General features: G+C 67.8%; 22 protein-coding genes. 18 read left to right on the top strand and 4 right to left on the bottom strand.

Annotation, left to right across the window (positions count from 1 at the left end; genetic code table 11):
* Positions 1-3 precede the first annotated feature (3 nt).
* From C1924_RS19785 to C1924_RS19760, 6 genes are all read left to right on the top strand, one after another.
* A complete protein-coding gene (locus C1924_RS19785) occupies positions 4-3,171 on the top strand; it encodes a CusA/CzcA family heavy metal efflux RND transporter (protein WP_174209002.1) in 3,168 nt (1,055 codons plus the stop codon).
* 107 nt (positions 3,172-3,278) lie between these two features.
* Positions 3,279-3,767, top strand: coding sequence for a hypothetical protein (locus C1924_RS19780; RefSeq protein WP_159094854.1), 489 nt, complete (start codon positions 3,279-3,281; stop codon positions 3,765-3,767).
* On the top strand, positions 3,764-5,476 hold the full coding sequence (locus C1924_RS19775) for a hypothetical protein (protein WP_108766842.1): 1,713 nt from the start codon (positions 3,764-3,766) through the stop codon (positions 5,474-5,476). The genes C1924_RS19780 and C1924_RS19775 overlap by 4 nt, the downstream gene beginning before the upstream one ends.
* A gap of 10 nt (positions 5,477-5,486) precedes the next feature.
* On the top strand, positions 5,487-5,675 hold the full coding sequence (locus C1924_RS19770) for a hypothetical protein (RefSeq protein WP_108766841.1): 189 nt from the start codon (positions 5,487-5,489) through the stop codon (positions 5,673-5,675).
* 5 nt (positions 5,676-5,680) lie between these two features.
* Positions 5,681-6,226, top strand: coding sequence for a hypothetical protein (locus tag C1924_RS19765; RefSeq protein WP_108766840.1), 546 nt, complete (start codon positions 5,681-5,683; stop codon positions 6,224-6,226).
* 2 nt (positions 6,227-6,228) lie between these two features.
* A complete protein-coding gene (locus C1924_RS19760; RefSeq protein WP_108766839.1) occupies positions 6,229-7,788 on the top strand; it encodes an AAA family ATPase in 1,560 nt (519 codons plus the stop codon).
* A gap of 55 nt (positions 7,789-7,843) precedes the next feature.
* Here C1924_RS19760 and C1924_RS19755 read toward each other — a convergent pair whose 3' ends face one another.
* Complete coding sequence (locus tag C1924_RS19755) at positions 7,844-8,233, bottom strand: RidA family protein (protein WP_108766838.1); 390 nt, start codon at positions 8,231-8,233, stop codon at positions 7,844-7,846.
* A gap of 108 nt (positions 8,234-8,341) precedes the next feature.
* Between C1924_RS19755 and C1924_RS19750 the strand changes: the two genes are divergently transcribed.
* Together C1924_RS19750 and dnaQ are read left to right on the top strand one after the other, a co-directional pair.
* Entirely contained in the window at positions 8,342-9,235 is an 894-nt protein-coding gene (locus C1924_RS19750) for a LysR family transcriptional regulator (protein WP_108766837.1), read from the top strand.
* An 88-nt stretch (positions 9,236-9,323) separates the two neighbouring features.
* Positions 9,324-9,833, top strand: coding sequence for a DNA polymerase III subunit epsilon (dnaQ, locus tag C1924_RS19745; RefSeq protein ID WP_108766836.1), 510 nt, complete (start codon positions 9,324-9,326; stop codon positions 9,831-9,833).
* A 234-nt stretch (positions 9,834-10,067) separates the two neighbouring features.
* Here dnaQ and C1924_RS19740 read toward each other — a convergent pair whose 3' ends face one another.
* Positions 10,068-11,306, bottom strand: coding sequence for a glycosyltransferase (locus C1924_RS19740; protein ID WP_108766835.1), 1,239 nt, complete (start codon positions 11,304-11,306; stop codon positions 10,068-10,070).
* Between the two features lie 116 nt (positions 11,307-11,422).
* On the opposite strand from C1924_RS19740, the gene C1924_RS19735 reads away from it, so the two are divergent.
* Both C1924_RS19735 and C1924_RS19730 read left to right on the top strand, forming a co-directional pair.
* On the top strand, positions 11,423-12,142 hold the full coding sequence (locus C1924_RS19735; RefSeq protein ID WP_108766834.1) for a helix-turn-helix domain-containing protein: 720 nt from the start codon (positions 11,423-11,425) through the stop codon (positions 12,140-12,142).
* 108 nt (positions 12,143-12,250) lie between these two features.
* Positions 12,251-13,540 carry an MFS transporter gene (locus tag C1924_RS19730; RefSeq protein ID WP_108766833.1) on the top strand — a complete coding sequence of 430 codons (1,290 nt, stop codon included), beginning with the start codon at positions 12,251-12,253 and terminating at the stop codon, positions 13,538-13,540.
* 114 nt (positions 13,541-13,654) lie between these two features.
* Here C1924_RS19730 and C1924_RS19725 read toward each other — a convergent pair whose 3' ends face one another.
* Together C1924_RS19725 and C1924_RS19720 are read right to left on the bottom strand one after the other, a co-directional pair.
* Entirely contained in the window at positions 13,655-14,824 is a 1,170-nt protein-coding gene (locus C1924_RS19725; protein ID WP_108766832.1) for a mandelate racemase/muconate lactonizing enzyme family protein, read from the bottom strand.
* Complete coding sequence (locus C1924_RS19720; RefSeq protein WP_108766831.1) at positions 14,821-15,753, bottom strand: dihydrodipicolinate synthase family protein; 933 nt, start codon at positions 15,751-15,753, stop codon at positions 14,821-14,823. The genes C1924_RS19725 and C1924_RS19720 overlap by 4 nt, the downstream gene beginning before the upstream one ends.
* A gap of 296 nt (positions 15,754-16,049) precedes the next feature.
* Between C1924_RS19720 and C1924_RS19715 the strand changes: the two genes are divergently transcribed.
* The 8 genes from C1924_RS19715 (at position 16,050) to C1924_RS19680 (ending at position 25,559) form a co-directional block, all read left to right on the top strand.
* Complete coding sequence (locus tag C1924_RS19715) at positions 16,050-18,722, top strand: TonB-dependent receptor (protein WP_108766830.1); 2,673 nt, start codon at positions 16,050-16,052, stop codon at positions 18,720-18,722.
* A gap of 2 nt (positions 18,723-18,724) precedes the next feature.
* A complete protein-coding gene (locus C1924_RS19710) occupies positions 18,725-19,471 on the top strand; it encodes an SDR family oxidoreductase (protein ID WP_108766829.1) in 747 nt (248 codons plus the stop codon).
* Complete coding sequence (locus C1924_RS19705) at positions 19,468-20,400, top strand: 2-dehydro-3-deoxygalactonokinase (protein WP_108766828.1); 933 nt, start codon at positions 19,468-19,470, stop codon at positions 20,398-20,400. The genes C1924_RS19710 and C1924_RS19705 overlap by 4 nt, the downstream gene beginning before the upstream one ends.
* The gene (locus C1924_RS19700; RefSeq protein WP_108766827.1) at positions 20,397-21,848 is read left to right on the top strand and encodes a 2-dehydro-3-deoxy-6-phosphogalactonate aldolase; all 1,452 of its coding nucleotides are present in this window, start codon (positions 20,397-20,399) and stop codon (positions 21,846-21,848) included. The genes C1924_RS19705 and C1924_RS19700 overlap by 4 nt, the downstream gene beginning before the upstream one ends.
* A gap of 214 nt (positions 21,849-22,062) precedes the next feature.
* Positions 22,063-22,299: a 50S ribosomal protein L28 gene (gene rpmB / locus C1924_RS19695; protein WP_005411638.1), complete on the top strand. Its 237-nt coding sequence runs from the start codon at positions 22,063-22,065 to the stop codon at positions 22,297-22,299.
* A 10-nt stretch (positions 22,300-22,309) separates the two neighbouring features.
* Positions 22,310-22,477, top strand: coding sequence for a 50S ribosomal protein L33 (gene rpmG / locus C1924_RS19690; RefSeq protein ID WP_170272460.1), 168 nt, complete (start codon positions 22,310-22,312; stop codon positions 22,475-22,477).
* 199 nt (positions 22,478-22,676) lie between these two features.
* Positions 22,677-24,095: a cardiolipin synthase gene (gene cls / locus C1924_RS19685; RefSeq protein ID WP_108766826.1), complete on the top strand. Its 1,419-nt coding sequence runs from the start codon at positions 22,677-22,679 to the stop codon at positions 24,093-24,095.
* A 42-nt stretch (positions 24,096-24,137) separates the two neighbouring features.
* Entirely contained in the window at positions 24,138-25,559 is a 1,422-nt protein-coding gene (locus C1924_RS19680; protein ID WP_108767132.1) for an FAD/NAD(P)-binding protein, read from the top strand.
* Position 25,560: the final 1 nt, after the last annotated feature.

Here is a 25,560-nt window from a genome sequence, read left to right as displayed (position 1 = left end):
GGCGTGCTGGAACGCATCATCGCCGGAGCCATCGCGCACCGCTGGCTGATGCTGGCGCTCACCCTGGTGCTGGTGCTGGTGGGCAGCTGGAGCTTCACCCGGCTGCCGATCGACGCCACGCCGGACATCACCAACGTGCAGGTGCAGGTGAACACCGCTGCACCGGGCTATTCACCGCTGGAAAGCGAACAGCGCATCACCTATGCGGTGGAAACCGCGATGGCGGGCCTGCCGAAGCTGGACCACGTGCGTTCGCTCTCGCGCTATGGCCTGTCGCAGGTCACGGTCGTGTTCAAGGATGGCACCGACCTCTACTTCGCCCGCCAACAGGTGGCCGAGCGCCTGCAGCAGGTGCGTTCGCAGATTCCGGCCGGGCTCGACCCGCAGCTGGGGCCGATCGCCACCGGCCTGGGCGAGATCTTCATGTACACCATCGATGCCGACCCCAAGGCGCGCAAGTCCGATGGCACGCCTTACACCGCCACCGACCTGCGTACGCTGCAGGACTGGGTGATCCGCCCGCAGCTGCGCAACGTGCCGGGTGTCACCGAGGTCAATACCATCGGTGGCTTCCAGCGCCAGGTGCACATCACCCCCGATCCGGCACGGCTGCGTGCGCTGGGCTTCACTCTGGAAGAGGTGGCTGCCGCGGTCGAAGCCAACAACCAGAACGTCGGCGCCGGTTACATCGAGCGCAATGGCCAGCAGTTCCTGGTGCGCATTCCCGGCCAGGTGGCCGATCTGCAGGAGATCGGCAACATCGTGCTGGACCGCCGCGAAGGCGTGCCGATCCACGTGCATGACGTGGCCGAGGTAGCAGATGGGCCCGAACTGCGCAGTGGCGCGGCCACGCAGAACGGCCATGAAGTGGTGATGGGTACGGTGGTGATGCTGGTCGGCGCCAACAGCCGTGAGGTGGCGCAGGCCGCGGCGGCCCGGCTGCAGCAGGCACAGGCCAGCCTGCCCAAGGGTGTGACCGTCACCGCCAGCTACGACCGCACTGCGCTGGTGGACCGCACCATCCAGACCGTCGCCCGCAACCTGCTGGAAGGCGCGCTGCTGGTGATCGTGGTGCTGTTCGTGCTGCTCGGCAATGTACGCGCGGCATTGATCACGGCAGCGGTCATTCCCCTGGCGATGCTGTTCACGCTCACCGGCATGGCGCGCGGTGGCGTGTCGGCCAATCTGATGAGCCTGGGCGCGCTCGACTTCGGCCTCATCGTCGATGGCGCGGTGATCATCATCGAGAACTGCCTGCGCCGGTTCGGCGAACGCCAGCACGCACTGGGGCGTGACATGACGGTGGCCGAACGTTTCGCCGAAACCGCCAGTGCCACCGCCGAGGTGATCCGGCCCAGCCTGTTCGGCCTGGGCATCATCACCGCGGTGTACCTGCCGATCTTCGCGCTGACCGGCGTGGAAGGGAAAATGTTCCACCCGATGGCGATCACCGTGGTGCTCGCGCTGACCGGAGCGATGCTGCTGTGCCTGACCTTCGTACCCGCCGCCATCGCGATGTTCCTCGGCGGCCGCGTGCAGGAAAAGGAAAACCGCCTGATGGCGTGGCTGCGCCGGCGCTACCAGCCGCTGTTGGCGTTCACTCTGCGCCGCGGGCGCTGGGTGGCCGCCGCTGCGGTGGTGCTGGTGGTCGGCTGCGGTGTGCTGGCCACGCGGCTGGGCAGTGAATTCGTGCCCAGCCTGGATGAAGGCGATGTGGCCATGCATGCCATGCGCATCCCCGGTACCAGCCTGGCGCAGTCGGTGCAGATGCAGGTGCAGATCGAACGCCGCCTGCTGCAGGTACCGGAAGTGGCCAAGGTCTTTTCCAAGATCGGCACGCCGGAAGTGGCATCCGACCCGATGCCACCCTCGGTGGCCGATACCTTCATCATGATGAAGCCCCGCAGCCAGTGGCCGGACCCGCGCAAGCCACGGGCCACGCTGCTGGCCGAACTGGAAAAGACCGCCGAACAGCTGCCGGGCAACAACTACGAGTTCACCCAACCGATCCAGATGCGCATGAACGAGCTCATTTCCGGCGTGCGCGCGGATGTGGCGGTGATGCTCTACGGCGATGACCTGGACACGCTGCGGCAGGTCGGCCAGCGCCTGCAGAAGGTGGTGTCGGCCGTGCCCGGTGCGGCCGATGTGCGGCTGGAGGAAACCAGCGGCCTGCCGCTGCTGACCGTGCTGCCGGACCGGCAGAAGCTGGCCGGCTACGGGCTCAACCCTGGCCAGGTACAGTCCACCGTGTCCGCGGCCGTCGGCGGCCAGGTGGCCGGGCAGCTGTTCGAGGGTGACCGCCGCTTCGACATCGTGGTGCGCTTGCCGGAAAAGCTGCGGCAGGATCCGGCAGCCCTGGCCGACCTGCCCATTTCGCTGGAAACCGCGTTGGCTGGAGGCAATGCCGATGAACTCAGCCGTGGCCAGGCCACCGGCAGTGGCATGGCCCGCACGGTGCCGCTGCGCGAACTGGCGCGCATCGAGAACACCGAAGGCCCGAACCAGATCAACCGCGATAACGGCAAGCGCCGCATCGTGGTCACCGCCAATGTCCGCGACCGTGACCTGGGCAGCTTCGTGGCCGACCTGCAGCAGGCGGTACAGGGCAAGGTCGAGCTGCCGGCCGGCTACTGGGTCGACTATGGCGGCAGCTTCCAGCAGCTGATTTCGGCCAGCCAGCGCCTGGCGGTGGTGGTGCCGGTCACGCTGGTGCTGATCTTCGCGCTGCTGTTCTGGGCCTTTGGTTCCGGTCGCGATGCAGCCATCGTGTTCACCGGCGTGCCGCTGGCGCTGACCGGTGGCGTGCTGGCTCTGGCCCTGCGTGGCCTGCCGCTGTCGATCTCGGCGGGCGTGGGCTTCATCGCGTTGTCCGGCGTGGCAGTATTGAACGGCCTGGTGATGATCAGCTTCGTGCGCCACCTGCGCGAACAAGGCCGACCGTTGGCCGATGCTGTCCGCGAAGGTGCGCTGGGCCGGCTGCGGCCGGTGCTGATGACTGCGCTGGTGGCCTCTCTCGGCTTCGTACCGATGGCCTTCAATGTCGGCGCCGGTTCGGAAGTGCAGCGCCCGCTGGCCACGGTGGTGATCGGCGGCATCGTGTCTTCCACGCTGCTCACCCTGCTGGTGTTGCCCGTGCTGTACCGCTGGCTGCACCGCAGGGATGCCTGAGCATCCCGCACAGACTCCATCGGCCGCGCCACGGCCGATGGAGCCGGTGGCGGTGAACTGCTAAGGTGCCTTCCACGCGCACGCGCGCGGAACACCGGAACAGGGACATGGTTCGTCGATTGTTGAATGGCACGGAGGCCACTGCGCCTGCCGTGCCCCTGCTGGACCGCGCGCGCGCGGCCAGCACCCCCACGCTTTCCGCACCGGCGCGCCTGCAGCGCCTGCGCGAGCGCCGCAGTGCCGCCTACCTGCAGGCGGTGTCACAGCTCGACGCCGGCACCCACGTGCATGACCGCCAGGCGATGGACGCGTTGAAGTCCGCCATCGACCTCGAGCTGGCAGCCCTGATCGACAGCGAGCAGCTGCAGGGCATCGTGGCGCGCTGCCACCTGGGGGACCCCTATGAAGTGCACACGCTGCAGTCCAGCGGCTGGATCATCGACCACTTCAAGTTTGGCCAGCCGCTGCCGCTAATGCTCGAACGAGCCAGGACGCTCGCCGTGCATCCGGCCTATGCCTTCATCGAGGTGTACGCCAACCGGATGGTGGCGGTGATGGCATCAGGGCAGACAGCAATCATCGAGGGAGCGACATGAGCGGCGAACGCATCATCCATCTGGCGGACCTGTCCGCCATCAAGAGCGGGCTCAACGCCATCGGCCGCGACCTGGAAACCCTGTCCACGCAGGTGCATGGCGTGCAGGGCGACGTCGATGCCACACGCAGTGAACTGGCGCGCCTGCAGCAGGCCTTCATGGATTTCGTGGCCGCCGACCTGATGGCCAAGGAACTGGCGCTGGCTGAAACGCGGCAGGTGAAGATCCGCCAGGAACTGGAAACGCGCTTCGGCCACCATGCCGATGTACGCCGCCAGACCACCGGCATCCTGCAGGCGGCCGACATCCAGCTGGTACGGCAGGACACCATCCGCGCCGCCACCGAACAGCTGATGCTTGCCGCGCCGGGCTACTGGCTGGCGCCGGCGCTGGTGGCGCTGGCCAGCTGGCTCAGCGACAACCGTGAACTGGCCGAGCGTGCGCTGTCCGAAGCGCTGCGCCGCGATGACGAAAAGACCAGCCTGCTGTTCGCGCTGGTGTGCCGCCGCGCTGGGCGCCTGCCTGCCGCGCAGCAGTGGATGGACCGCTACCTTGCGCTGCAGAATCCGATGGCGCTGGAACGCCAGACCGTAGTGCTGATCGATGCCATTGCTGCCGGCGTGTTCGGCGTGGACATGGCCAATGCCTGCCTGAAGCGTACCGGCGAATGGATCGATGAACTGTCCCAGCGCGCCGGCTTCGTGGACGAACAGCGCCAGCAGTGGATCCGCGCGCTGCGCTTCAAGACGCCCAGCAACGATGACACGGGCCGCTTCCCCCACCTGCACAAGCACAGCGCCACCTGGCCGGACCTGCAGCAGTCGCTGGACAGCCACGCGACCCATGCCGCAGTCACTGCCCACTTCCAGGGCGTGTTCGAGGGCCCGGCGCGTGCCACCACCAGTCTGGTCTCCGATGTGGATGCGCTGCTGGACAAGCTGGTCGCGCGTTTTGACGGTGACGAACTGCCGCTGCGCCGCGATGAAGAGCTGTGTCGCCTGATCATCGAGGAGAACGGCAACCGCGACGTCGCCCGCCAGCGTTATGCGCTGCAGGAAAAGGCACTCGACGACCAGGTCAGCTTCACCCAGCTGCTGACCAATGCGGCGATGCACCCGGAAACCTCGCATGCCTCGCGCACCACGCAGCGTTTTGCCACCGCGCTGTCGCGCAGCTGGATCCTCGACGCCCACCACGACCTGACCGCCCAGTTCCGCGTGGAGGTGCCGGTGGACATCGCCCTGGCCATCGATGGCTGGCAGGGCAGTACGCGTGATGGCAGCAACCAGGCCGAACTGGAAGCCAGCCTCAACGCGCATGTGGACGTGCAGGAGCAGGCTGCACTGGCCGCCGTGAAGCTGACCTGGGTGCATTGGTGCGCCGTGGCACTGGGCGCGGTGCTGCTGCTGTTCGGCTTCGGCTCGCTGGTGCCGATGGTGATGGGTGTCGGCATCGGTCTGTGGGTGTTCTGGGTCTACAAGAACCTCGACAAGCAGCGTGCGCAGGTGCGTGAGCGATTCGCCCAGGCACGCCAGGCCTGCCAGCAGCGCCTCAAGGCCTGCCTGGCCGAAGCAGTGGAACTGCGTCGCGAGCTGGCACGTCGGGACGCCGAATCGGAAACGCTGACCGCGCTGCTGGAATCGATCAGCCCGGAACAGTTCACCCTGGGTGGGCATGACACCGCCCGTCGCCTGCTTGCCACTGCCTGAGGAGCCGCACATGACCCGACAACTGCTTGATGGCGCCACCGGCGCACCGCCACCGCTGCCTGGTACGCCGCCCGTGCTTCCGTTGGCCGTGCCGGCTGCAGCGGAACTGCCGCCTGCCCCGGAACAGCAGGCGCTGGCCGGCGCGTTGCCAGCCTGGGACCTGCTGCCGGCCACCGGCTTCGTCCGTCGCAAGCGCTGAGCAGGATGGCCACGCCCGCCCCGCACAGCTACGCCGAATGGAGCCGCTGGCTGGATGTGTTCGCCAGCGGTGGCGAGGACGAGGCGGCCCTGCAGGCGATGGCCGCCGGGCGCCTGGACTGGACCCCCGGCGTCGCCAATCTGTTCAGCGAACGCATGCAGGCGGTGTTCGACCGCCGCCTGCAGGACTGCGGTGCGAGGCTGGACCGCAGCTTCGCGCACAGCCGCCACGACGTGGACGTGGTGCGAGCGCTGCTCGACGCCCGCCGCCATTTTGCCCTGCTGTACCGCTTGGCCAATCTGGTCTCGCTGCCGGAAGTGCTGCGCAGTCACCTGCGTGACAGCCTGGACAAGGTGGCCGCGCAGATGCAGCAGAGCCTGGAAGGCAGCGCCCGCCGCGAACGGGCCGACAGCCTGCTGCAGACCCTGCGTCATCATGATCTGCGCCAGTTCCGGCCGGTCGCCGCCGACGCGTCCGCACCTCCCCCTCTTTCCGCCGCCGCGCCGCAGGGCGCGTCCGCGCCTTCCCGGCGCCGGCTTCTGTTGAGTTGACGATGAGCGATACCCAGGAATTCAAAGCCACGCTGACCCGCTACCTGAAGGCGCGCGTGCCCTTCATTTCCATCCGCAGCACCGAGCGCGCGCGCGTGCTGGACATCCTGCGTGACGTGGCCGGTGGCCTGAACGCCCCGTTCTACGTGCACACGTTGTCGCAGGGCACCCGTGAACTGTCCACCGGGCGCGTGGTCAACGAGGACCGCTCGGTGATCGGCGCGGTGGACTTCGCCAGCCAGCAGATGACCCAGCGCCAGAACCTGAGCTTCGTGCTGACCGAAGTGGCCGATCTGGAAGACGACACCGCGTCCGCGCGCCAGCTGATCGATGTGGCGATGCTGGCGGCCGACCACGGCGGCTCGATGGTGGTGGTGACCAGCAAGCCGGTGTTCGGCCAACTGCAGCGCCTGGGCATGTCCCTGGTGCTGTCGGCGCCGAACGAAGATGAAATGGCCGCGATCATCCGCGAGCAGATCGATCCTTACCGCGGCCAGTTCAGCATTGAATGGGACGATGCGGACGTAGCCCGTGCGGCGGCGATCCTGGCCGGCGTATCGCGCCTGGAAGCGGAGAACATCATTGCCACGCTGCTGGTCAACGGCAGCATCCGCAAGGCCGACATGGTCGACCTGACCCACGCCAAGGACCGCATCTTCGCCGATATCTCCGGTATCGAACGCGTGTCGGTGCGGGGTGCGGAACTGAGCGTGGGCGGGCTCGGCGGCCTGAAGGCCTGGCTGCAGCGTGAGCGTCCGCTGCTGACCGCCGATCTGCGCGAGCGTGGCATCCGTCCGCCGCGCGGGGTGTTGCTGGTGGGTGTGCCAGGCTGCGGCAAGTCGCTGTCGGCCAAGGCCATCGCGCATGACTGGCAGCTGCCGCTGTACCGACTGGACCTGTCCACCATCCATGGCCAGTACCTGGGCCAGAGCGAAGGTCGCTTGAAGGAAGCGCTGGCCACGGCGGATCACGTGGCACCGTGCGTGCTGTGGATCGACGAGATCGAAAAAGGCCTGGCCGGCGCCACCGGTGGCGGCGATGGTGGCACGTCCACCCGCCTGGTCGGCCAGTTCCTGTACTGGCTGCAGGAAGCGCGCACCCGCGTGTTCGTCGTGGCCACCGCCAACGATGTCTCGCGCCTGCCGCCGGAGCTGCTGCGCCGTGGCCGCTTCGATGAGCTGTTCTTCGTCGACCTGCCGACCCCGGACGAGCGCCGCGACATCATCGGCATCTATGCGCGCCGTGGCCTGCAGCAGGGCGCGCTGAGCGACGCCCTGCTGGATGAACTGGTCGACCTGTCCGAGGGCTTTGCCGGTTCGGATCTGGAATCGGCCGTTCGCGAAGTGGTCAAGGAGGCGTACCTCAACGGCGATGGAGCCGTCAGCGATGCGCTGTTCCGTCGCAGCTTCCAGAACGTCGTGCCGTTGTCGCGTACTACACCGGAGCAGATCGAAGGCATCCGTGCCTGGGGCCGCGAACGCGCTGTCCCCGCCTCCGGCGAACCGATTGCTGGCGGCACGGGCGTGACCGCCACGCGCCCACGCCGCGCCGTGCTGACCTGACACTACACGCTGGACACAGCAGTCCGGGCCCCTTGATGCAGGGGCCCCGTGCCGCTTACGGCAGCTTCGCGATCACCTTGATCTCGAACTGGAACCCATACAGCCAGGTCACGCCGATGCCGGTCAGGGTCGGGTGCGGCGCTTCGCCCCAGTACTCGGGCACGATGGCCCAGGCTTTCTCGAAGTTGGTTTCCGGATCGACCATGAACACGGTTACGTCGATCACATCATCGAACGTGCAGCCAGCGGCTGCCAGCACGGCATTGAGATTGTCGAAAGCGCGGCGGACCTGCATTTCAAAGTGCGGCTCGGGTGAGCCGTCCTCGCGGCTGCCGACCTGGCCGGAGACGAACAGGAAGCCATTGGAACGGATGGCCGGCGAGTAGCGGTTGCGCTCGTAAATCGCCTGGCGGCCAGCGGGAAAGACCACGTCGCGGTGAGTCATGGGCAGGCTCCATTGGGAAGGTCTCCATGGTGCGCGCCGGGTCTGTCTGGATAAACGGCGATTATCGGCCTAGATTGATTGTTGATTCCAAACAATCACGGCCTGGTCATGGACCGTTTCGAGGCGATGCGGGCTTTTGCCCGCGTAGTGGAAACCGGCAGCTTCACCCGCGCCGCGCACACCCTGCAGGTCAGCCGCACCACGGTCACCCAGCTGGTGCAGCAGCTGGAGGCGCACCTGCGGCTGCGGTTGCTCAACCGCACCACGCGGCGGGTCAGCGTCACCGCCGATGGCGCCGCCTACTACCCGCGCATCGCTCGCCTGCTGGCCGAACTGGAAGAGGTGGAAGGCGGTCTGGGCGATGCGGCCAGGCAGCCACGCGGGCGCCTGCGCATCGACGTGCCGGGGCCATATGCGCGGCTGCGGCTGGTGCCCGCACTGCCGGACTTTCACGCGTGCTATCCGGACATCCAGCTGGACATCGGCGTCAGCGACCGCGAGATCGACGTCATCGCCGACAACGTGGACTGCGTGATCCGTGGCGGAACACCGGTGGATCCGGCACTGGTGGCGCGGCCGCTGGCCAGCCTGTCGATCGGCTTCCACGCCAGCCCCGCTTACCTGCAGCGCTTCGGTGCGCCGGACCACCCGCGCGCGCTGGAAGGGCCTGACCACCACATGGTCGGCTTCCTCAGCCCGCGCACGGGGCGCGCACGTGTGTTCACGGCCCAGCGTGGGCAGGAGCGCATCGAAGTGCAGGGCCGCCACGCCGTGGGCTTCGATGATGGCAATGCCTACCTGGCCGCCGGCGTGGCAGGGCTGGGCGTGGTCGCGCTGCCCAGCTACATGGCGCAGCCGCACGTGGCCCGCGGCGAACTGCAGCCGGTGCTGCAGGACTGGCAACTGCCACCGATGCCGATGCACGTGATGTTTCCGCCGAACCGGCACATGAGCCAGCGGCTGCGGGTGTTCATCGACTGGGTGGTGGAGGTGTTGGGGTAACGCCCTTGTAGAGTCGAGCGGCGCTCGACTGCCTCTGCGGCAAGCATGCGAAAATCACCACAGCACGCAACAGGACACATCCCCCCGCATGAGTCGCATCGTCGCACTGGATACCGAAACCACCGGCATTTCCCATCGCATGGGCCACCGGGTCATCGAAATCGGTGCGGTGGAACTGATCGATGGCCAGCTGACCGGCCGCCAGTTCCACACCTACCTGCAGCCGCAGCGCTCGGTGGACTGGGGCGCGCAGCGCGTGCATGGCATCAGTGATGCAATGCTGGTGGGCAAGCCGCTGTTCTCCAGCAAGGCCGCCGAGCTGCTGGAATTCCTGCGTGGCAGCGAGATGGTCGCGCACAACGCCACCTTCGATGTGGGCTTCCTCGACAACGAGCTGCGCCTGGCCGGCATGCCCGGCACCCTGGCGCAGTACTGCCGCATCACCTGCAGCCTGAAGCTGGCGCGTAGGCGCTGGCCTGGGCAGGGCAACAAACTGGACGATGTGCTGCAGCGCCTGCGCATTCACGGCACGCGAGGCCTGCACGGCGCGCTGAAGGATGCGCATCTGCTGGCCCAGGTGATTCCGCACCTGCGTTGATTGCGGCTGATGGCCGGATCTATGCCTGCCCAGCGATGAGCGATGCCCAGCGCGGGCTCTTGAACATGGTTTGATTTCCCCCTGGCATCCTCGACGCATACCCCGGTCAACTCCTCTCCTCACATGCTTCTCGTGAGTGATGGGTCCGGGGTTTTTTTGTTGCCGGCCAAAGGCCCCTTGGCTCTGTTCACCCGAGGGCTTCATGGGCTGCACATCTCCTTTGGTAGAGCCAGCTCAAGGTTCTACAGCAACGTCTGTTTGGCCGTAAGGTCGAGTTGCGTCAATCGCGGCGATCGCAGTGGCCACTCCATCTTCTGTGGCCATTGCCACGCCCAGTGCCGCGGCGCGTGCACGCGCAGTGCTGTCCTCGGCGAACGCAATTGCCGCCGCCAGCGTGGCCGCGTGCAACCGCTTGGCTGACAACGGTGCAGGTGCCACGCCCAGCGCCTGAAGGCGCCGTGCCCAGAAGAACTGATCGGCGGCAAAGGGCATCACCAGCGAAGGAATGCCGGCGCGGCAGGCCGAGTGCGTCGTGCCGCTGCCGCCATGGTGGATGGCCATCGCGCAGCGCGGGAACAAGGCTTCGTGCGGTGTCGGGCCGAGCACGAACACGTTCGCGGGCAATGCACCCGAGGGCAATCCGGCCCAGCCCGGAAACAGCAGCACGCGGCGCGGCGCCAGTGCCTGCAGCAAGGCGGGCAGCACATGCTCGCGGTCGAAGCCGGTCATGCTACCGAAGCCGAGATAGACCGGCGCAGGACCGGCGTCGAGGAAGGCCTGCAGGTCGGCGGGCGGCGACCACGGTTGTTCGGGCATCCGCCACTGCCCGCAGACCACGTGGTCGGCCGGCCAGTCCGCAGGGGGTGGCAGCAGCTGCGGCGAAATGCCGTACAGCATGGGCAGACCGGTCCACAGCGTGCGACGCGGCGCTTGCCCCAGCGTGGCGCGCGCCGCGTTGATCGGCTTACGGAAGGTGCGCCAGACCGTCTGGTTGACCAGCCCGTAGCTGGCCCGGCGCAGGGCGCCCGGCAGCGGCAGGGGTGGCAGGAAGGGCGACGCGAACGCGCGCGTCGGGGTCAGCGGAATCATGCCGGTACCGATGGCCGGCAGGCCGCGCCGTTCGGCCACGCTCAGGCCCACCAGGGCCGCCAAGCCGCCCGTCAACACCGCATCGCAGCCGGCCGCGGCCGCATCGGCCTGCGCCATCCACGCCGGCACGTGGCGGCCGGCCATCCGCGCCAGCCCGCGCGAAGCGGCAGCCAGGTTGTTGCCGCGCGCCACCAGCGCCACCACTTCGTCGTGGATGTCGCCTTCCAGCGCCGCATGCGGCACGTCCAGCTCCCGCGCGCTTCCCAGCGTGCCCTGCTCGGCCAGCAGCATCACCTCGTGGCCCGCCTGGCGCAGCCCATGGCACAGCATCACCAGCGGCCGGGTGTCGCCTTCGGTTCCATAGGTCAGGGCCAGCAGTCGCATCGGGGGCTTTGTGGGTGGGGGGCGCCAGTATTGCCGCAGGTCGCAGAAGGCCGTGCGAACGATCTCTCGTGTTGCTATTGGTGGCATTGCACGGGGCCGCCCAGTACGCTTCCTGCATGCGAACCAAGCCCAATGCCCAGCCCAACCAGAGCCTGATTGATGGCATCGCCACTCTGCAGGCGCTGGCGTCGTCGCCCGAACCGGTCGGTTGCCGTGAACTGGCCCGCCAGCTCGACGCCAACCCGACGCGGGTCAACCGCCTGCTCAAGACCCTGGCTTATCTGGGCATCGCGCGGCAGACCGCCGACCGCAAATACACCGCCGGCCCTGGCATGCACGTGCTGGCCGCGCAGAGCCTGTTCGCCTCCGGGCTGATCCGCCGCGCCCTGCCGGTGCTGGAAAGCCTGCGCCGCTTCGGCCACACCGTGGCGCTGGGCGTGCTGTGGAACGACAGCGTCAGCTACCTGTTCCATGCACCGCCGGGCATCGAGGCGGCTCGCGGCCTGGGCCGTATCGGCCTGTTGCCGGCCACCACCAGCGGCATCGGCATCGTGCTGCTGGCCCAGCTGAGCGATGACGACGTGCGCGAGATCTATCAGGACAAGCCGATTCCGATGTTCCCCGAGGGCATCGAGCAGTTGCTGGCAACCCTGGCGGTGACCCGCGCTCAGGGCCACGCCCGGGTGCACGTGGCCGACGAACGCGACCACCATATCGTGGCCATCGCCATGGGGGATCCGGTGCACGCCGGCATCGCCATGTCCGGCTGGATTCCCGAATCGGCCACCGGTGAACTGGTGGCAGCCCTGCGTACGGCGGCGGCCGAGATCGGCTGAGGCATACCGGCCAGGCCTGCCGCAGTGCGACTTGACCTGTTGCTACAATAGCAATACGTTGCAGCCTTCCGATAGGGAGGCGTCGTCGATGGCCAAGCGGTGGCAGGCATGAGCGGGTCGGGCAAGACCAAGTGGGTCCTGCTGGGGCTGCTGTTCTTTTCCACCGTCATCAACTATCTCGACCGGCAGGCGCTGTCGATCCTGGCCACCACCATCCAGGCCGACCTGGACATGTCCGACATCGAGTACGCACGGGTGGTGCAGGTCTTCCTGTTTGCCTACGCCGCCGCCTATGTCATGGCCGGACGCGTTACCGACTGGCTGGGAGCACGCGTGGCGCTGCTGCTCTTTGTCGGCTGGTGGTCGTTGGCCAACATCGCCACCGGCTTTGTACGCAGTGCCGTCGAGCTGGGTGCGGCGCGCTTCGCGCTGGGGCTGGGTGAACCGGGCAACTACACGGTGGGCACCAAAGTGGTGTCCGAACAGTTTCCACCCCGGCAGCGGGGCCTTGCGCTGGGCCTGTACACCGCTGGGGCGATGATCGGCGCCACGCTGGCCCCGCCGCTGATCGGCGGCATCGCCATCGCCTACGGCTGGCGTGCGGCGTTCTGGATCACCGGCCTGGCGGGCCTGGTGTGGATGATCGGCTGGTGGTGGGCCTATCCACGCGGCGCCGGCAAGCAGGCCACTGCCGTGGCCGCCAGCGCCGACGATGTGCCTGCGACCAGCGAGACCGTGCCCGCGCCGACGCCGCCGAGCATGAAAGGTGTCTGGGGCCGGCTGGCGCGCGACCGCACGGTGTGGGCGCTGGTCGCCTCGCGCGCAGTGGCTGACCCGGTCTGGTATTTCTACCTGTTCTGGTTCCCCAAGTACCTGGGGGATGCACGCGGCATGAGCCTGATGGCGGTCGCGTCGCTGGCCTGGATCGTCTACGTGGCCGCCGACATCGGCAGCGTTGGCGGTGGCCTGATTTCCGGTGGCCTGGTAAAGCGCGGCATGGATCCGGTGCAGGCCCGCCTGCGCACAATGATCGGCGCGGCATGCCTGGCGCCGGTGGGCATATTCGTCGCCCTGCATCCACCGATTCCGGTGCTGCTCGGCCTGGCTTGCCTGGTCACGTTCGCCCACCTCACCTACCAGATCAATCTGACCACGATGACGGTGGATCTTTTCCCCTCGCGCTACATCGCGTCAGTGGCGGGGCTGGTGGGTTGCGGCAGTGCGCTGGGCGGCATGGTGTCGGCGCAGGTGGTCGGGCAGTTGGTGGCCGGTGGCAACTTCGACCGCGCCTTTGTGTTGATGGCAGTGCTGCATCCGACCGCAGTGGTGCTGGCATGGATCGCACTGCGCCAGGCGCGGCGTTCGCCGATGACCCTGGTGGGGCAACAGTCGGCGTAGCTCGCTCTGTGCAGCGTCGAGCCATGCTCGACCGCCTGTTCCTCGGTCGAGCAAGCTCGACTCTACGAAGCAGGAGCAGTCGAGCAAGCTCGACGCTACAAAAGCGAAGGCAGGTCAGGTCACGGCTTCGGCGTGTTGCCAGAACGCCGCGTTGGGCACGGCACCCAGGCCGGCGCCGCTGGGCAGGCGGTAGCCATCCTGCGCATAGGCCATGTCGGTATCCAGCATCTGCACCGAGCGCGAGAAGATCGAGTGCTGCCACTCGTGCCGCCACAGGCCTTCGACAACAGCCGATGCGTGCAGGCTGGCGGCCATGAAGATGCCGCCGCCGATGGTGGCGTGCGGTGCCACCTGCACCCCATGGGCAGCTGCCAGGCGCGCGATGCGCAGGAACTGGGTGATGCCGGTGTGGCCCATCTCCGGTTGCACATAGGCCAGGCTGCCACCTTCCACGCGCGGCCTGGCCACATGGTCCGTCGGCCATTCTTCGCCGGCGGCCACCGGTATCGGACTCCGTTGACCCAGTGTGACCAGCCCCGGCGCGTCTTCCGGCTTCAGCGGTGCCTCGATGAAGGTCAGATTCACCGGTTGCAGCTGGTGGGCCAGCTGAAGCGCGCCTTGCAGGTCGAACTTCCAGTGCAGGTCCACCATCAGCTCGGCGTCCGCGCCCAGTGCCTGGCGCAGGGCGGCCAGCTCTTCGGCAATCCCCTCATGGCTGACCACCGCATGCACCTTGAAGGCGGTATGGCCCTGCTGCTGGAACGTGCGCGCCATCGCCACCTTCTCGTCCAGCGTGGCCGCAGGCAGGCCGGACACGTAGCCGGCGATGCGCTCATGGCGCCGCTCGCCGAGCAGCGACCACAGTGGCCGGTCGGCGGCACGCGCGCGCAGGTCCCACAGCGCGATGTCCAGTGCGGCGATGGCATCGGTGTGGAAGCCGCTGCTGCAACCGCGCACACGCATCAGACCGTAGAGATCATCCCAGATCGTCTCGACGTCTGCCGGCTCGCGACCCAGCAGTTCCGGTGCCAGCAGGTCATTGATGATTTCGCATGTGGCGCGCGGTGCGCAGATGCCATACGTCTCACCCCAGCCGACACCGCCGTCGGCGGTGGTGACCCGCACCAGCACCGAGCGGTCCACGGTGGGGTACAACGTGCCGTTGCCCCGGCGTACCAGATAGCCACGTGCGTTCACCCGCTCACCTTCGCCCAGCGGCCCCAGATAGGGGGTGCTGCGCGGCACGGTGAGGATGAAGGTCTCGACGCGGGTGACGGCGCTCATGCAGGGTTCCGTTGTGGGCGGCCGGGCACGATGTCCAACGGCAGCAGGTCGGCGATGCGTGCCAACAGGGTATCCAGTTCGCGGCGGTCCCAGGCATCCAGGGCCGGCCCGGGTGCGCGGACATGTTCGCAATCAATGATGCCCCGGCGCAGCAGCACGGCCTTGGTCAGCCGCCAGCGGAACACCGCCTGCATGCTCAGCAGCGGCAGCGTGCGCTCGAACAGGACCCGTGCGCGTTCGTGATCGCCGGCGGCATGCGCGGCCAGCATGGCCACATGGACTTCGGTGATCTCGCAGGCCGGCATGGTGCCTACCGCGCCGCGTGCCAGTTCATCCAGCACATATCGCGCGCCGGCACCGCCGAACACCGCCTGCACGGCATCGCCGGCACGTTCGGACAATGCGGTGATGCGATGCCCCGACGGCATCGTTTCTTCCTTGACGTAGGCGATGGCCGGCACCTGCGTGGCCAGCGCCAGCAGCGCATCCACGCCCAGGCCGACCCCCATCGGTGGCGGTGCGTTCTGCAGCATGATGGGCAGGCCCGACTCCTCGCCCAGGCGGGTGAAGAACGCGGCCATGCCTTCGCTGTCGCCGGCCAGCGTGTGCGGGGTCAGTACCATGGCCGCCGCCGCGCCAGCATCGCCACCGGCACGGGTCAGGCGCACGGCATCGTCCAGCGTCTTCGCACTGCCGCCCACGATGAACGGCACGCGACCGTTGTTCCAGCGGCCGATGCAGGCGGTCAGGTGCAGTCGCTCCTCCACGTCCAGCATGTCGTATTCGCTGGCCAGGCCGGGGAAGACCACCCCCGCAGCACCGGCGGCCAGCAGGTACTCGAACACCCCCTGGGTACCGGCTTCGTCCACCGCGCCCCGCGCGTCGAAGATCGTAGGAAGAATCGGGAAGACACCTTGAAGAGCGGCCATTGCGCCGGATCCTTGTTGGAAAGGGTGTGCCGTATGTAGCAACACCATGGGGGGGAGGTTCCAGCTTTTGCCGCAAAGGAACCGTCATTCTTCGCTGCGGTGCAGCGTGCGCGGCAAAATCATATTGCTATATTAGCTACACCACTGCCAAGTCGCAGTGCAGCAGCAACGACCGGAAAAGCGCTGGATCCAGGTGGCAGTTCGGCAAGCGGGGTGGGGCGGGGCAGCGGACGGAGGGTCCGCGCCGGTCCCGGTCGGTGCCGCCTGGATCCCAACCTTGGGAGAGGGCCCGATCCATGCATCGTTTTCCACGTTCGACCTTGTTCACCGCTCTGGGGACCTGCCTGCTGATGCCCGTGCTGGCATCGGCGCAGGACACGGCCCCGGCCACCACCACCGGCGAGGGCCAGCAGCAGGCGCAGACCCTCGACGCCGTCAGCGTCGTCGGCATCCGCGGCAGCCTGGAAGCCTCGCGTGATCTGAAACGCGACTCGGCTCAGATTGTCGATGCGATCGTCGCTGACGACATCGGCAAGCTGCCGGACACCAATGTGGCCGAATCGCTCGGCCGCGTGGCCGGTGTGCAGCTGGAACGCGGCATGGGCGAGGGCAGCGACATCCTGGTGCGCGGCCTGAAGGAAAACGTGCTGCTCTACAACGGGCGGCAGATCGTCGATGCCACCGGCCGCGGCGGCAACGGCCTGGACCAGCTGGCCACGTCGACCTACGGCCTGCTCTCGCTGGTGCCGTCAGAACTGATCTCACGGCTGGAAGTGACCAAGCTGGCCGGTGCCGACCAGCTCAGCGGTGGCCTCGGCGGGATTGTCGACATCCACACCCGCCAGCCACTGTCCGGCGATGCCGAGCAGAACGTGGTGAGCGTGGCTGGCACCTACGACGAAATGGCCGATGCCTGGGGTCACAATGCCTTTGGCCTGGTATCGCGGCGCAGCGAGGACCGGCGTTTCGGCGCGCTGGTCTCGGCCACCTACGGTCGCCGCAACGTCGTGCAGCAGGGCCTGGACACCTTCTCCGGCTACGCCCGCTACACCGACCCCGCCAGCCCGGGCACCACACGTTTCGGCAGCACCGACATGCGCGCGCAGAACATTGACGACGACCGCACCAAGGTCGGGGTCAGCACCGTGCTGCAGTGGCGCCCCAGCGATGGCGTCGAGCTGACATGGGATACCTTCTACTCACGGCAGAAGGCCGAGCGCGACCGCTACTGGATCGCCTTCAATCCATCGGCCGGCCTGACCAACGCGGTTTATTCCGAACACGACATCCTGCTGGCTGGCCGTTCCACCGGCACCGTTCTGCTCAACTCCGAAGCGGCGGATATCGACTCGGACACGATCTCCAGTGCGCTGCGCGCCAGCTTCCGCGTAGGCGAGCGGCTGGACGGTTCGGTGGAACTGGACTGGGGCCGATCCACCGCCAAGTACGACCAGCGCTACATGCGCCTGGCGCCGATGGCCGGGCTGACCTCGGTGACCGACTTCGACCTGCGCAGTGGCAACTTCGGCAGCTTCAACGTCAGCGGCGTGGATGTGACAGATCCGGCGCAGTGGCGCATGACCATCATGTTCGACAACTACTGGCGGGCCAGGACCGATTCGCGCGCGCTGCGCAGCGATTGGAGTCTGGCGTTCGATGATGGTCCGCTGCGCTCGCTGGATTTCGGCGCCCGCTTCAGCCGGCTGGAGAGTCTGCAGGATCCGCTACGTGCGGATATCCGTCCGGCCGGTGGCATCCCGGTCACGCAGATGGCGCCGTACATCCGCGTCTACAGCAACAATGATTTCCTGCCCGGCGAATTCAGCGGCCTGCCGCGCGACTACCTTGGCGCTTTCCGCAGTACCTTCGGTGGCTGCGAGAGCTTCACCACGGTGCCGCAGATCTCGCAGAACCCGCAGTGCCTGGACCCGCGCAACAACGCGCTGGCCTACGCCGCCACGTTCCGTGTGGACGAGGACTTCCTGGAGGCTTATGCCAAGCTCAACTGGGATACCGAAGTGAGCGGCATGGCACTGGGCGGCAACGTCGGCGTGCGCTTCGTCGGCCGCGACCTGAGCTCGCGTGGCAACCTGATCAGTGGCAACGGCACGCTTACCCCGTCCACCTTCGACCGCGACGACCGTGAAGTCCTGCCCTCGGCCGTGGCCAAGCTGCAGATCACCGACAGCCTGGTGCTGCGCGGTGGTGCGGCCAAGGTGGTGGCCTTCCCCAACACCGAAGACCTCAACAATGGCGTGACCCTCAACAACAATGCGGTGTTCGATGGCAACGGCGTGCAGACCTCGCCGGGCACCGGCAGCGGCGGCGCACCCGACCTGGATCCGTTCAAGGCCACCCAGTACGACCTGTCGCTGGAGTGGTACTACGGTGGCCAGGGCCTGCTTTCGGCCGGCCTGTTCTACAAGGACGTGTCGACGTTCATCGTGCAGCGGCAGAGCGCGGAAACCTACAACAACATCAACTACCTGGTGCTGCGCAAGATCAACGGCGACAAGGCCAAGGTGAAGGGCGTGGAGCTGCTGGCCCAGGTGCCGTTCAGCGGCATGCTCGATGGCTTCGGCGTGGTCGCCACCTATACGTGGATCGACTCGGAAACGCCGATCACCGACATCAACGGCAACGCCATGACCTTCCCCGGGCTGTCGAAGAACAACGCCAACCTGATCGGCTACTACGAGAACGGCCCGTTCGGCATCCGCGTGGCCTACAACTGGCGCGATGAGTATCTGGTTGGCCTGTCCAGCGCCGCCACCGGCATCTTCAACGACACCTACAAGGATCTGTCGGCGTCGATGAGCTACGATTTCAGCGACCGCCTGTCGTTGAAGGTGGAAGCCAACAACCTGCTGGACAGCGAGCAGCGCACCTTCGACGGCTACGACGAGGGCCTGCGTACCAACGTGGTGTTCGGCCGCTCGTACAAGGCCAGCCTTACCTACCGGTTCTGAGCATGGGCAACGACGCAATGCAGGGTGAGTGGCAAGGCCGGCATGTCTGGGTGAGCGGGGCGGCCAGTGGCATCGGCGCGGCGGTGCTGGCGCAGCTGCAGGCACAGGGGGCGCAGGTGCTGGCACTGGATCGGGATCCGGTTCCAGCAGCGACCACGCAGGTACGGGCCGACCTGGCCGATGCCGGTGCGGTCGATGCCGCGCTGGCACCACACCTGGGCCAGCCGCTGGACGCGCTGATCCACTGCGCGGGCTGGTGCCCGCCGGCCGACACCTGGGCGGACGATGATGTGCTCTGGCAGCAGGTGCATGCGGTGAACGTGTTGGGTGCGCGCCGGCTGATGCGCCATGGGTTGGCTGGCCTGCGTGCGAATGGAGGCGGCAGCATCGTGCTGCTGTCTTCAATCAACGCCCGCTATGCCACGCCCGGGCTGGCGGCCTATGCAGCGTCCAAGGCCGCGCTGGAGTCGCTGGCGCGTACCGCTGCGCTGGAACTTGCAGATGAGCACATCCGGGTCAACGCGATCGCACCAGCATCGGTGGATACACCGATGCTGCAGGGGTCGTTCGCGCGCAGCAATGATCCGGCGGCGGCCCGCGCACGCAACGTGCAGCGGCACCCACTGCAGCGCCTGGGTACCGCCACCGATGCCGCAGAGCTTGCGCTGTTCCTGGCATCGCCGCGCAGCGGCTGGATCACGGGTGCGGTGGTACCGCTGGACGGTGGCGCCGGGGTGACGCGCCGATGAGCATGCACGACAACGACGCACCGATCATCGGCATCAACTGGGGCAGCAGCAACTTCCGCGCCTTCCTCATCGCCGCCGATGGGCGGCTGCTGGACAGCGTGGAGCAGCCCCGCAGCATCGCCGGGCTGGACCGCACGCAGATGCAGGCGCTGCTGGAACAGACCGCCGCCGCCTGGCCGGGCGCCGCGGCGGTGTACGCGTGTGGCATGGTCGGATCGAACATCGGCTGGAGCGATGCCGGCTACGCGGACTGCCCGGCCACGCCAGAGCGGCTGGCCGCCCAGCTGCATCACACCTGCATCGGCCAGATACCGGTGGCCATCGTGCCTGGACTGGCCTGCCGACGAACGCAGGACGACGCGCCGGACATCATGCGTGGTGAAGAAACCGAACTGCTGGGCCTGCTGGCCACTGGTGTGCTGCCACCGGATGGGCTGGTGGCGCTGCCCGGCACGCACAGCAAATGGGTGCAGCTGCAGGGTGGGGCCGTGGTGTCCTTCCTCACGGCAATGTCCGGCGAGATCTTCGACCGGCTCACCGCCGCCGGGCTGCTGGCGTCGGTGGTGGACGGCCCGGCGGCGGAGGGAGCGGCTTTCTTCGATGGCCTGCAGCACGGCCATGCCGGCGGGCTGGGGCTGGGCAGCCTGTTGTTCGGTGCGCGGGCGCGGGTGATCCGTGGCGAGTTGCCACGTGCAGACGGTGCCTCGTGGCTGCGCGGCGTACTGATCGGCGCCGAGCTGGCCGATGTACGGCGGCTGTGGCCTGCGGCGCTGCAGGCACCGCTGCCGATGGTCGGTGCCGCGCCAGTCTGCGCGCTTTACGCCGCTGCCGTGCATGCCCTCGGCGGCAGCGCACGCACCCTGCTGTCCCACGATGCCGTGACACGCGGCTTCCTTGCCCTGCACCGCGCCACACAGGCAATGCCATGAACACCGCACACGCCGCCGCCTTCGATGCGGCCATCGAACAGACACCGCTGGTGGCGATCCTGCGCGGGCTGACCGGCGCCGAGGCCCTGGCGGTCGGCCAGGCACTGGTGGATGCGGGCGTGCGCCTGGCTGAAGTCCCGCTCAATTCGCCGGATCCGCTGGCCACCATTGCACTGCTGGCCGGGCATTTCGGCGACCGCCTGTGGGTGGGCGCGGGCACCGTGCTGGAGGTTGCCCAGGTCGAGGCGCTGGCGGCCACCGGCTGCCGCTTCTGCGTATCTCCCAATACCAACCCGGACGTGATCGCCGCCGCACGCGCGCACGGCATGGAACCGATGCCCGGCTTCAGCACCGCCACCGAAGCGTTCGCCGCGCTGGCCGCAGGTGCGCGCTACCTGAAGGCCTTCCCGGCGCACGATGCCGCGCCGCGCTTGTCGGCACTGTCGGCCGTGCTGCCGGCCCAGGCGCGACTGGTGGCGGTGGGGGGCTTCACGACCGATGCGCTGCCTGCGCTGTGGCAGGCCGGCGTGCGCGCGGTGGGCATTGGTACCGATCTTTACCGCCCCGGTCGCGCCGCCGATGAGGTGGGCCGGCGCGCGCGGCACTGGTTGCAGGCGCTGCAGGCGGTACCGGCCAGTGGCGTACGCCTGGTGTGCGATGCAGGAACGCTGGTGGGGGAATCGCCGGTGGTGCTTGCCGATGGTCGCGTGGCCTGGGTGGAGCCAACCGCGCCGGCCCTGCTGCAGTGGGACGGCGAGGCCTGCACGCGCACGTCGCTGTCCGAGCCGGTCTGGTCGCTGGCGCTGGCGCCACAGGGTCTGGTCGGCAATGGCGAAACGCACTTCGTGCGGATTGCCGCTGACGGTGCGCTGCAGCCGGGGCCGGCAATCGATGTGGGCGCCGGTTGCCGCCTGAACGACATGACCGTGGATGCGCATGGCGGCCTGTGGGCGGGGTCGATGCACCGTGGCCTGCTGGGTGGACGCGGGGCGCTGTTCCACGCGGCATCGGTGGATGCGCCGGTGCGGCGGGTGGCCGAGGGCCTGGGCGTGGCCAACGGCATGGTGTTCAACCCGGCCGGCGACACCCTGTACGTGATTGATACCCTTGCGCGCACCCTGCTGGCTTACCCCGCCGATGTGGCGGCGGGCACGCTGGGCGAGCCGAAGGTGGTCACCGATTTCCTGGGTGAAGCGGGCAAACCTGATGGCCTGGCACTGTCGCCGCAGGGCACCCTGTGGGTGGCGATGTGGGGTGGGGCCTGTGTGCTGGAACTGGCGGCGAATGGCGCGGTGCAGCGGCGGCTGGCCGTACCGGCGCCGCACGTGGGCGCGCTGTGCTTCGCCCCGGATGGGCGGCTGTTCATCACCACGGCGCGGGCGCGGCTGAGTCCCGACGCGTTGCAGCGGGCGCCCGGTTCGGGCGGGTTGTTCATCGCCACGCCCTGACCCGCCCCTGTGGGTAACTTGCGCAAGTGCTTGAACCCGTGCATAATGCGCGGCTCGCTGTGTCCGGTTTCCGACCGGGCGGCACCCCCGGGAGCACGTCCCCGGCCGCCCAACGCCAGCGTAACCCTTTGATTCTCTTGACGTGTGGTGGGCAACCACCGAGGCCGCCGTCTCCCGGGCTACGGGCTGACACAACTTACTATCGAGGTGCGCAATGTCCCGCGTATGCCAGGTTTCCGGCAAGCGAGTGCAGACGGGTAACAACGTCTCGCACGCCAACAACAAGACCCGTCGTCGTTTCCTGCCCAACCTGCACGAGCGCCGCTTCTGGGTTGCCAGCGAGAACCGCTGGGTGAAGCTTCGTGTTTCCGCGCATGCACTGCGCACCATCGACAAGAACGGCATCGATTCCGTTCTGGCTGAGCTGCGTGCGCGCGGCGAAAAGGTCTGAGGAGTAGACGATCATGGCAGGCAAGCGCGATAAGGTCCGTATGATTTCGACCGCCGGTACCGGTCACTTCTACACGACCGACAAGAACAAGAAGAACACCCCGGGGAAGATGGAATTCTCCAAGTACGATCCGGTCGTGCGCAAGCACGTCCCGTACAAGGAAGGCAAGATCAAGTAATCCGCGAGGATTGCTGGTCGCTTCCGAAAAAACCCGCCCGCGTGGCGGGTTTTTTTGTGCCCGGTGTTCCTGCGGTGGGTGCCGGTGGGTGCCGACCATCCCAACCCGGTGGGTGCCGACCGTTGGTCGGCACGCTTTCGGTTGGCACACCAGATGAAGGCTGGGCAGAATGGCCGCTCACCTCCCGACGGGCGACGCGATGCTGTTCGAGTGGCTGCTGGGTTCGTACCTGCTGTTGATCGACTGGCTCATCCGGCTGGTCGCGCTGTGCTGGATCCCCGCGCGCACCACGCCAGGCGCGGCGCGCAGCTGGCTGCTGCTGGTCGGCTTCGTGCCACTGCTGGGCCTGCCGCTGTACCTGCTGTTCGGCCACCCGTGGCTGTCGCGCGAACGCATCCGGCGCCAGGCCGAGGCGTCGCAGGTCATCCGCGAGGAACAGGCGCTGCAGCGTCGCCTGCGTTGGGCCCCACAGCCGGATACCGCCAGCGCCGAAATCGTGCCGCTGGTGCAGCGCCAGGGCGATTTCATGCCGGTGCACGGCAACGCGGTCGATCTGTTGACCGACTATGACGAATCGCTGCACACCCTCATTGCCGACATCGACCAGGCTGAGGATCGCGTCCACCTGCTGTACTACCTCATGTTCGACGACGCGGTGGGCGAGGCCATCGTCGAAGCGCTGCAGCGAGCCGCCGCCCGTGGCGTGCAGTGCCGCGTGCTGCTGGATGCGGTGGGTGCCAAGCGTGGGCTGCGTGCCTACCGCAAGCGCCTGCAGGCACGCGACATCGAAGTACGCGCGATGCTGCCGGGTGGCCTGCGCTGGCGCCGCAGCGGGCGCATGGACCTGCGCAACCATCGCAAGATCGCCGTGATCGACAACGAAGTGGCGTACGTCGGTTCGCAGAATCTGGCCGGCCCACGGTTCGTGCCCGGCCACCCCAACCGGGAACTGGTCGCGCGCGTGCGCGGCCCGGCGGTGGCCCATCTGGAGGCGGTGTTCGCCAGCGACTGGTACATCGAAACCGGGCAGCGCCTGGACGTGATTGCGGATGTCGCGGTGTGCGCCGATGACATCGCCACCCAGCTGCTGCCCAGTGGCCCGGCCTATCCGTTCAGCAATGCACGCGATGCCGTGGCCGCGCTGATCCACCTGGCGCGGCGCAGGCTGGTGATGGTCACCCCGTACTTCGTGCCCGACGAAGCGACGCTGAGCGCCTTGCGCATCGCCGCGCTGTCCGGCGTACAGGTGCAGCTGATCCTGTCAGCCAGCAACAACCAGCGGCTGACCTCGTGGGCGCAGGAGGCGTACTACGACGAGCTGCTGCGCTGTGGCGTGCAGATTGCCCTGTACGAACCCCAGTTCCTGCATGCCAAGCACATGAGCGTGGACGATGACATCGCCGTGCTCGGCTCGATCAACATGGACATCCGTTCCTTTGCGTTGAATGCCGAGATTGGCCTGATCTGCTACGACCGGGCGCTGGTGCAGCAGCTGTGCGCCATCGAGGATGACTACCTGCGCCAGTCGCGCCTGCTGGACCTGGAGCAGTGGCGCAGACGCGCGGCCTGGCGGCGCAGCCGGGAAGGCATCGCGCGGTTGGCCGATGCGTTGATGTGAATGCAGGGGCCGCCGGTGCGTCACGCCGGTCCGTCGCCCCGCATGGCCTACAATCGGCGCATGACTGATTCACCGCGTAATGGCGAACTGGACTTGGCGATCATCGGTGGTGGTGCGGCCGGCGTGCTGGTGGCGATCCAGGTGCTGCGCCAGGCCCGGGCGCCGTTGGCGTTGGCCATCATCGAACCCGCTTCACACGTGGCCCAGGGCATCGCCTACGCAACGCCGTGGCCGGAGCATCTGCTGAACGTGCCGGCGGCGAAGATGAGCGCGTTTCCCGACCAGCCCGGTGATTTCCTCGATTACCTGCAGGCCACCCACGCCTATCCGGGCGAGGCACGCGAGGTTCTGGGCGAGCGCTATGTGAGCCGCCACCATTTCGCCGCGTACCTGCAGCAGCGCCTGCAGGACGCGACGGCGGCCAGTCCGGCACAGCTGCAGGTGATCATGCAGCCGGTGTCCGCGCTGCAGCCGGACAGCCAAGGCTATCGGCTTTCGCTGGGGGAGGGCGGCACGGTGCATGCGGCGCAGGTGGTCATCGCCACCGGCAACAGCATGCGTCCGCTGCCGGTCGATGGTGCCGATGCGCTGGCCGCCGAGGATGTGGTCGAGGCCTGGGATTACGACGGCGTGCGCACGCTGGCGGGCACCCACGCACTGGCCATCGTCGGTTCCGGGCTGAGCATGGCCGATACCGTGCTGGCGCTGATTGCCGCGGGCCATTCGGGGCCGCTGCATGTCATCTCGCGCCATGGCCTGCTGCCGTTGCCGCATGCGCACGGCGTACTGCCGGATTTCGATCCCGTCGCGCTGATGTCGATGACTCTGCGCCAGCGTGTACGCGCACTGCGCGGTTACGCCCGCCAGGCGCACGCCGATGGCCAGCCCTGGCAGGGCGTGATGGATCGCATCCGCCCGCATGGCCAGGCGCTGTGGTGCAGCCTGGACGAAACCGACCAGCGCCGCTTCCTGCGCCATGTGGTGCGCTACTGGGATGTGCACCGCCACCGCATTGCCGAAGCGGTCGATGCGCAGCTGCAGTCACTGCGGGCCAGCGGCCAGCTGCACCTGCACCGTTCCCGCCTGCAGCGGGTCTGGCGCGAAGGCGCGTCGCTGCACCTGTCCGGCCGCGATGCTGCGGGCGGCGCGCAGCAGTGGACGGTGGCCGCCGTGGTCAACGCCACCGGTGTGGAAACCCGTGCCCGCGCGCTGCGCAACCCGCTGCTGCAGCAGTTGCTGGCCGATGGCGTGGCCCGCCCCGGGCCGCATGGGCTCGGCCTGGACAGCAGCGTGCCGGGCGACCGCCTGAGCAGCGCCAGCGGCGCGGCGCAGGCCCGGCTGGGCGTACTCGGCAGTCTGCGCATCGGCAGCCTGTGGGAAAGCCTGGCGGTGCCTGAACTGCGTCAGCAGGCGCAGGCGCTGGCCACGCAGGTGGTCGCATTAGCCGCGACGGCGATGCCGTAAA

The sequence above is a fragment of the Stenotrophomonas sp. ESTM1D_MKCIP4_1 genome (genome assembly GCF_003086895.1).
Taxonomy (GTDB): domain Bacteria; phylum Pseudomonadota; class Gammaproteobacteria; order Xanthomonadales; family Xanthomonadaceae; genus Stenotrophomonas.
This window is presented reverse-complemented; position numbering and strand designations above follow the sequence as displayed.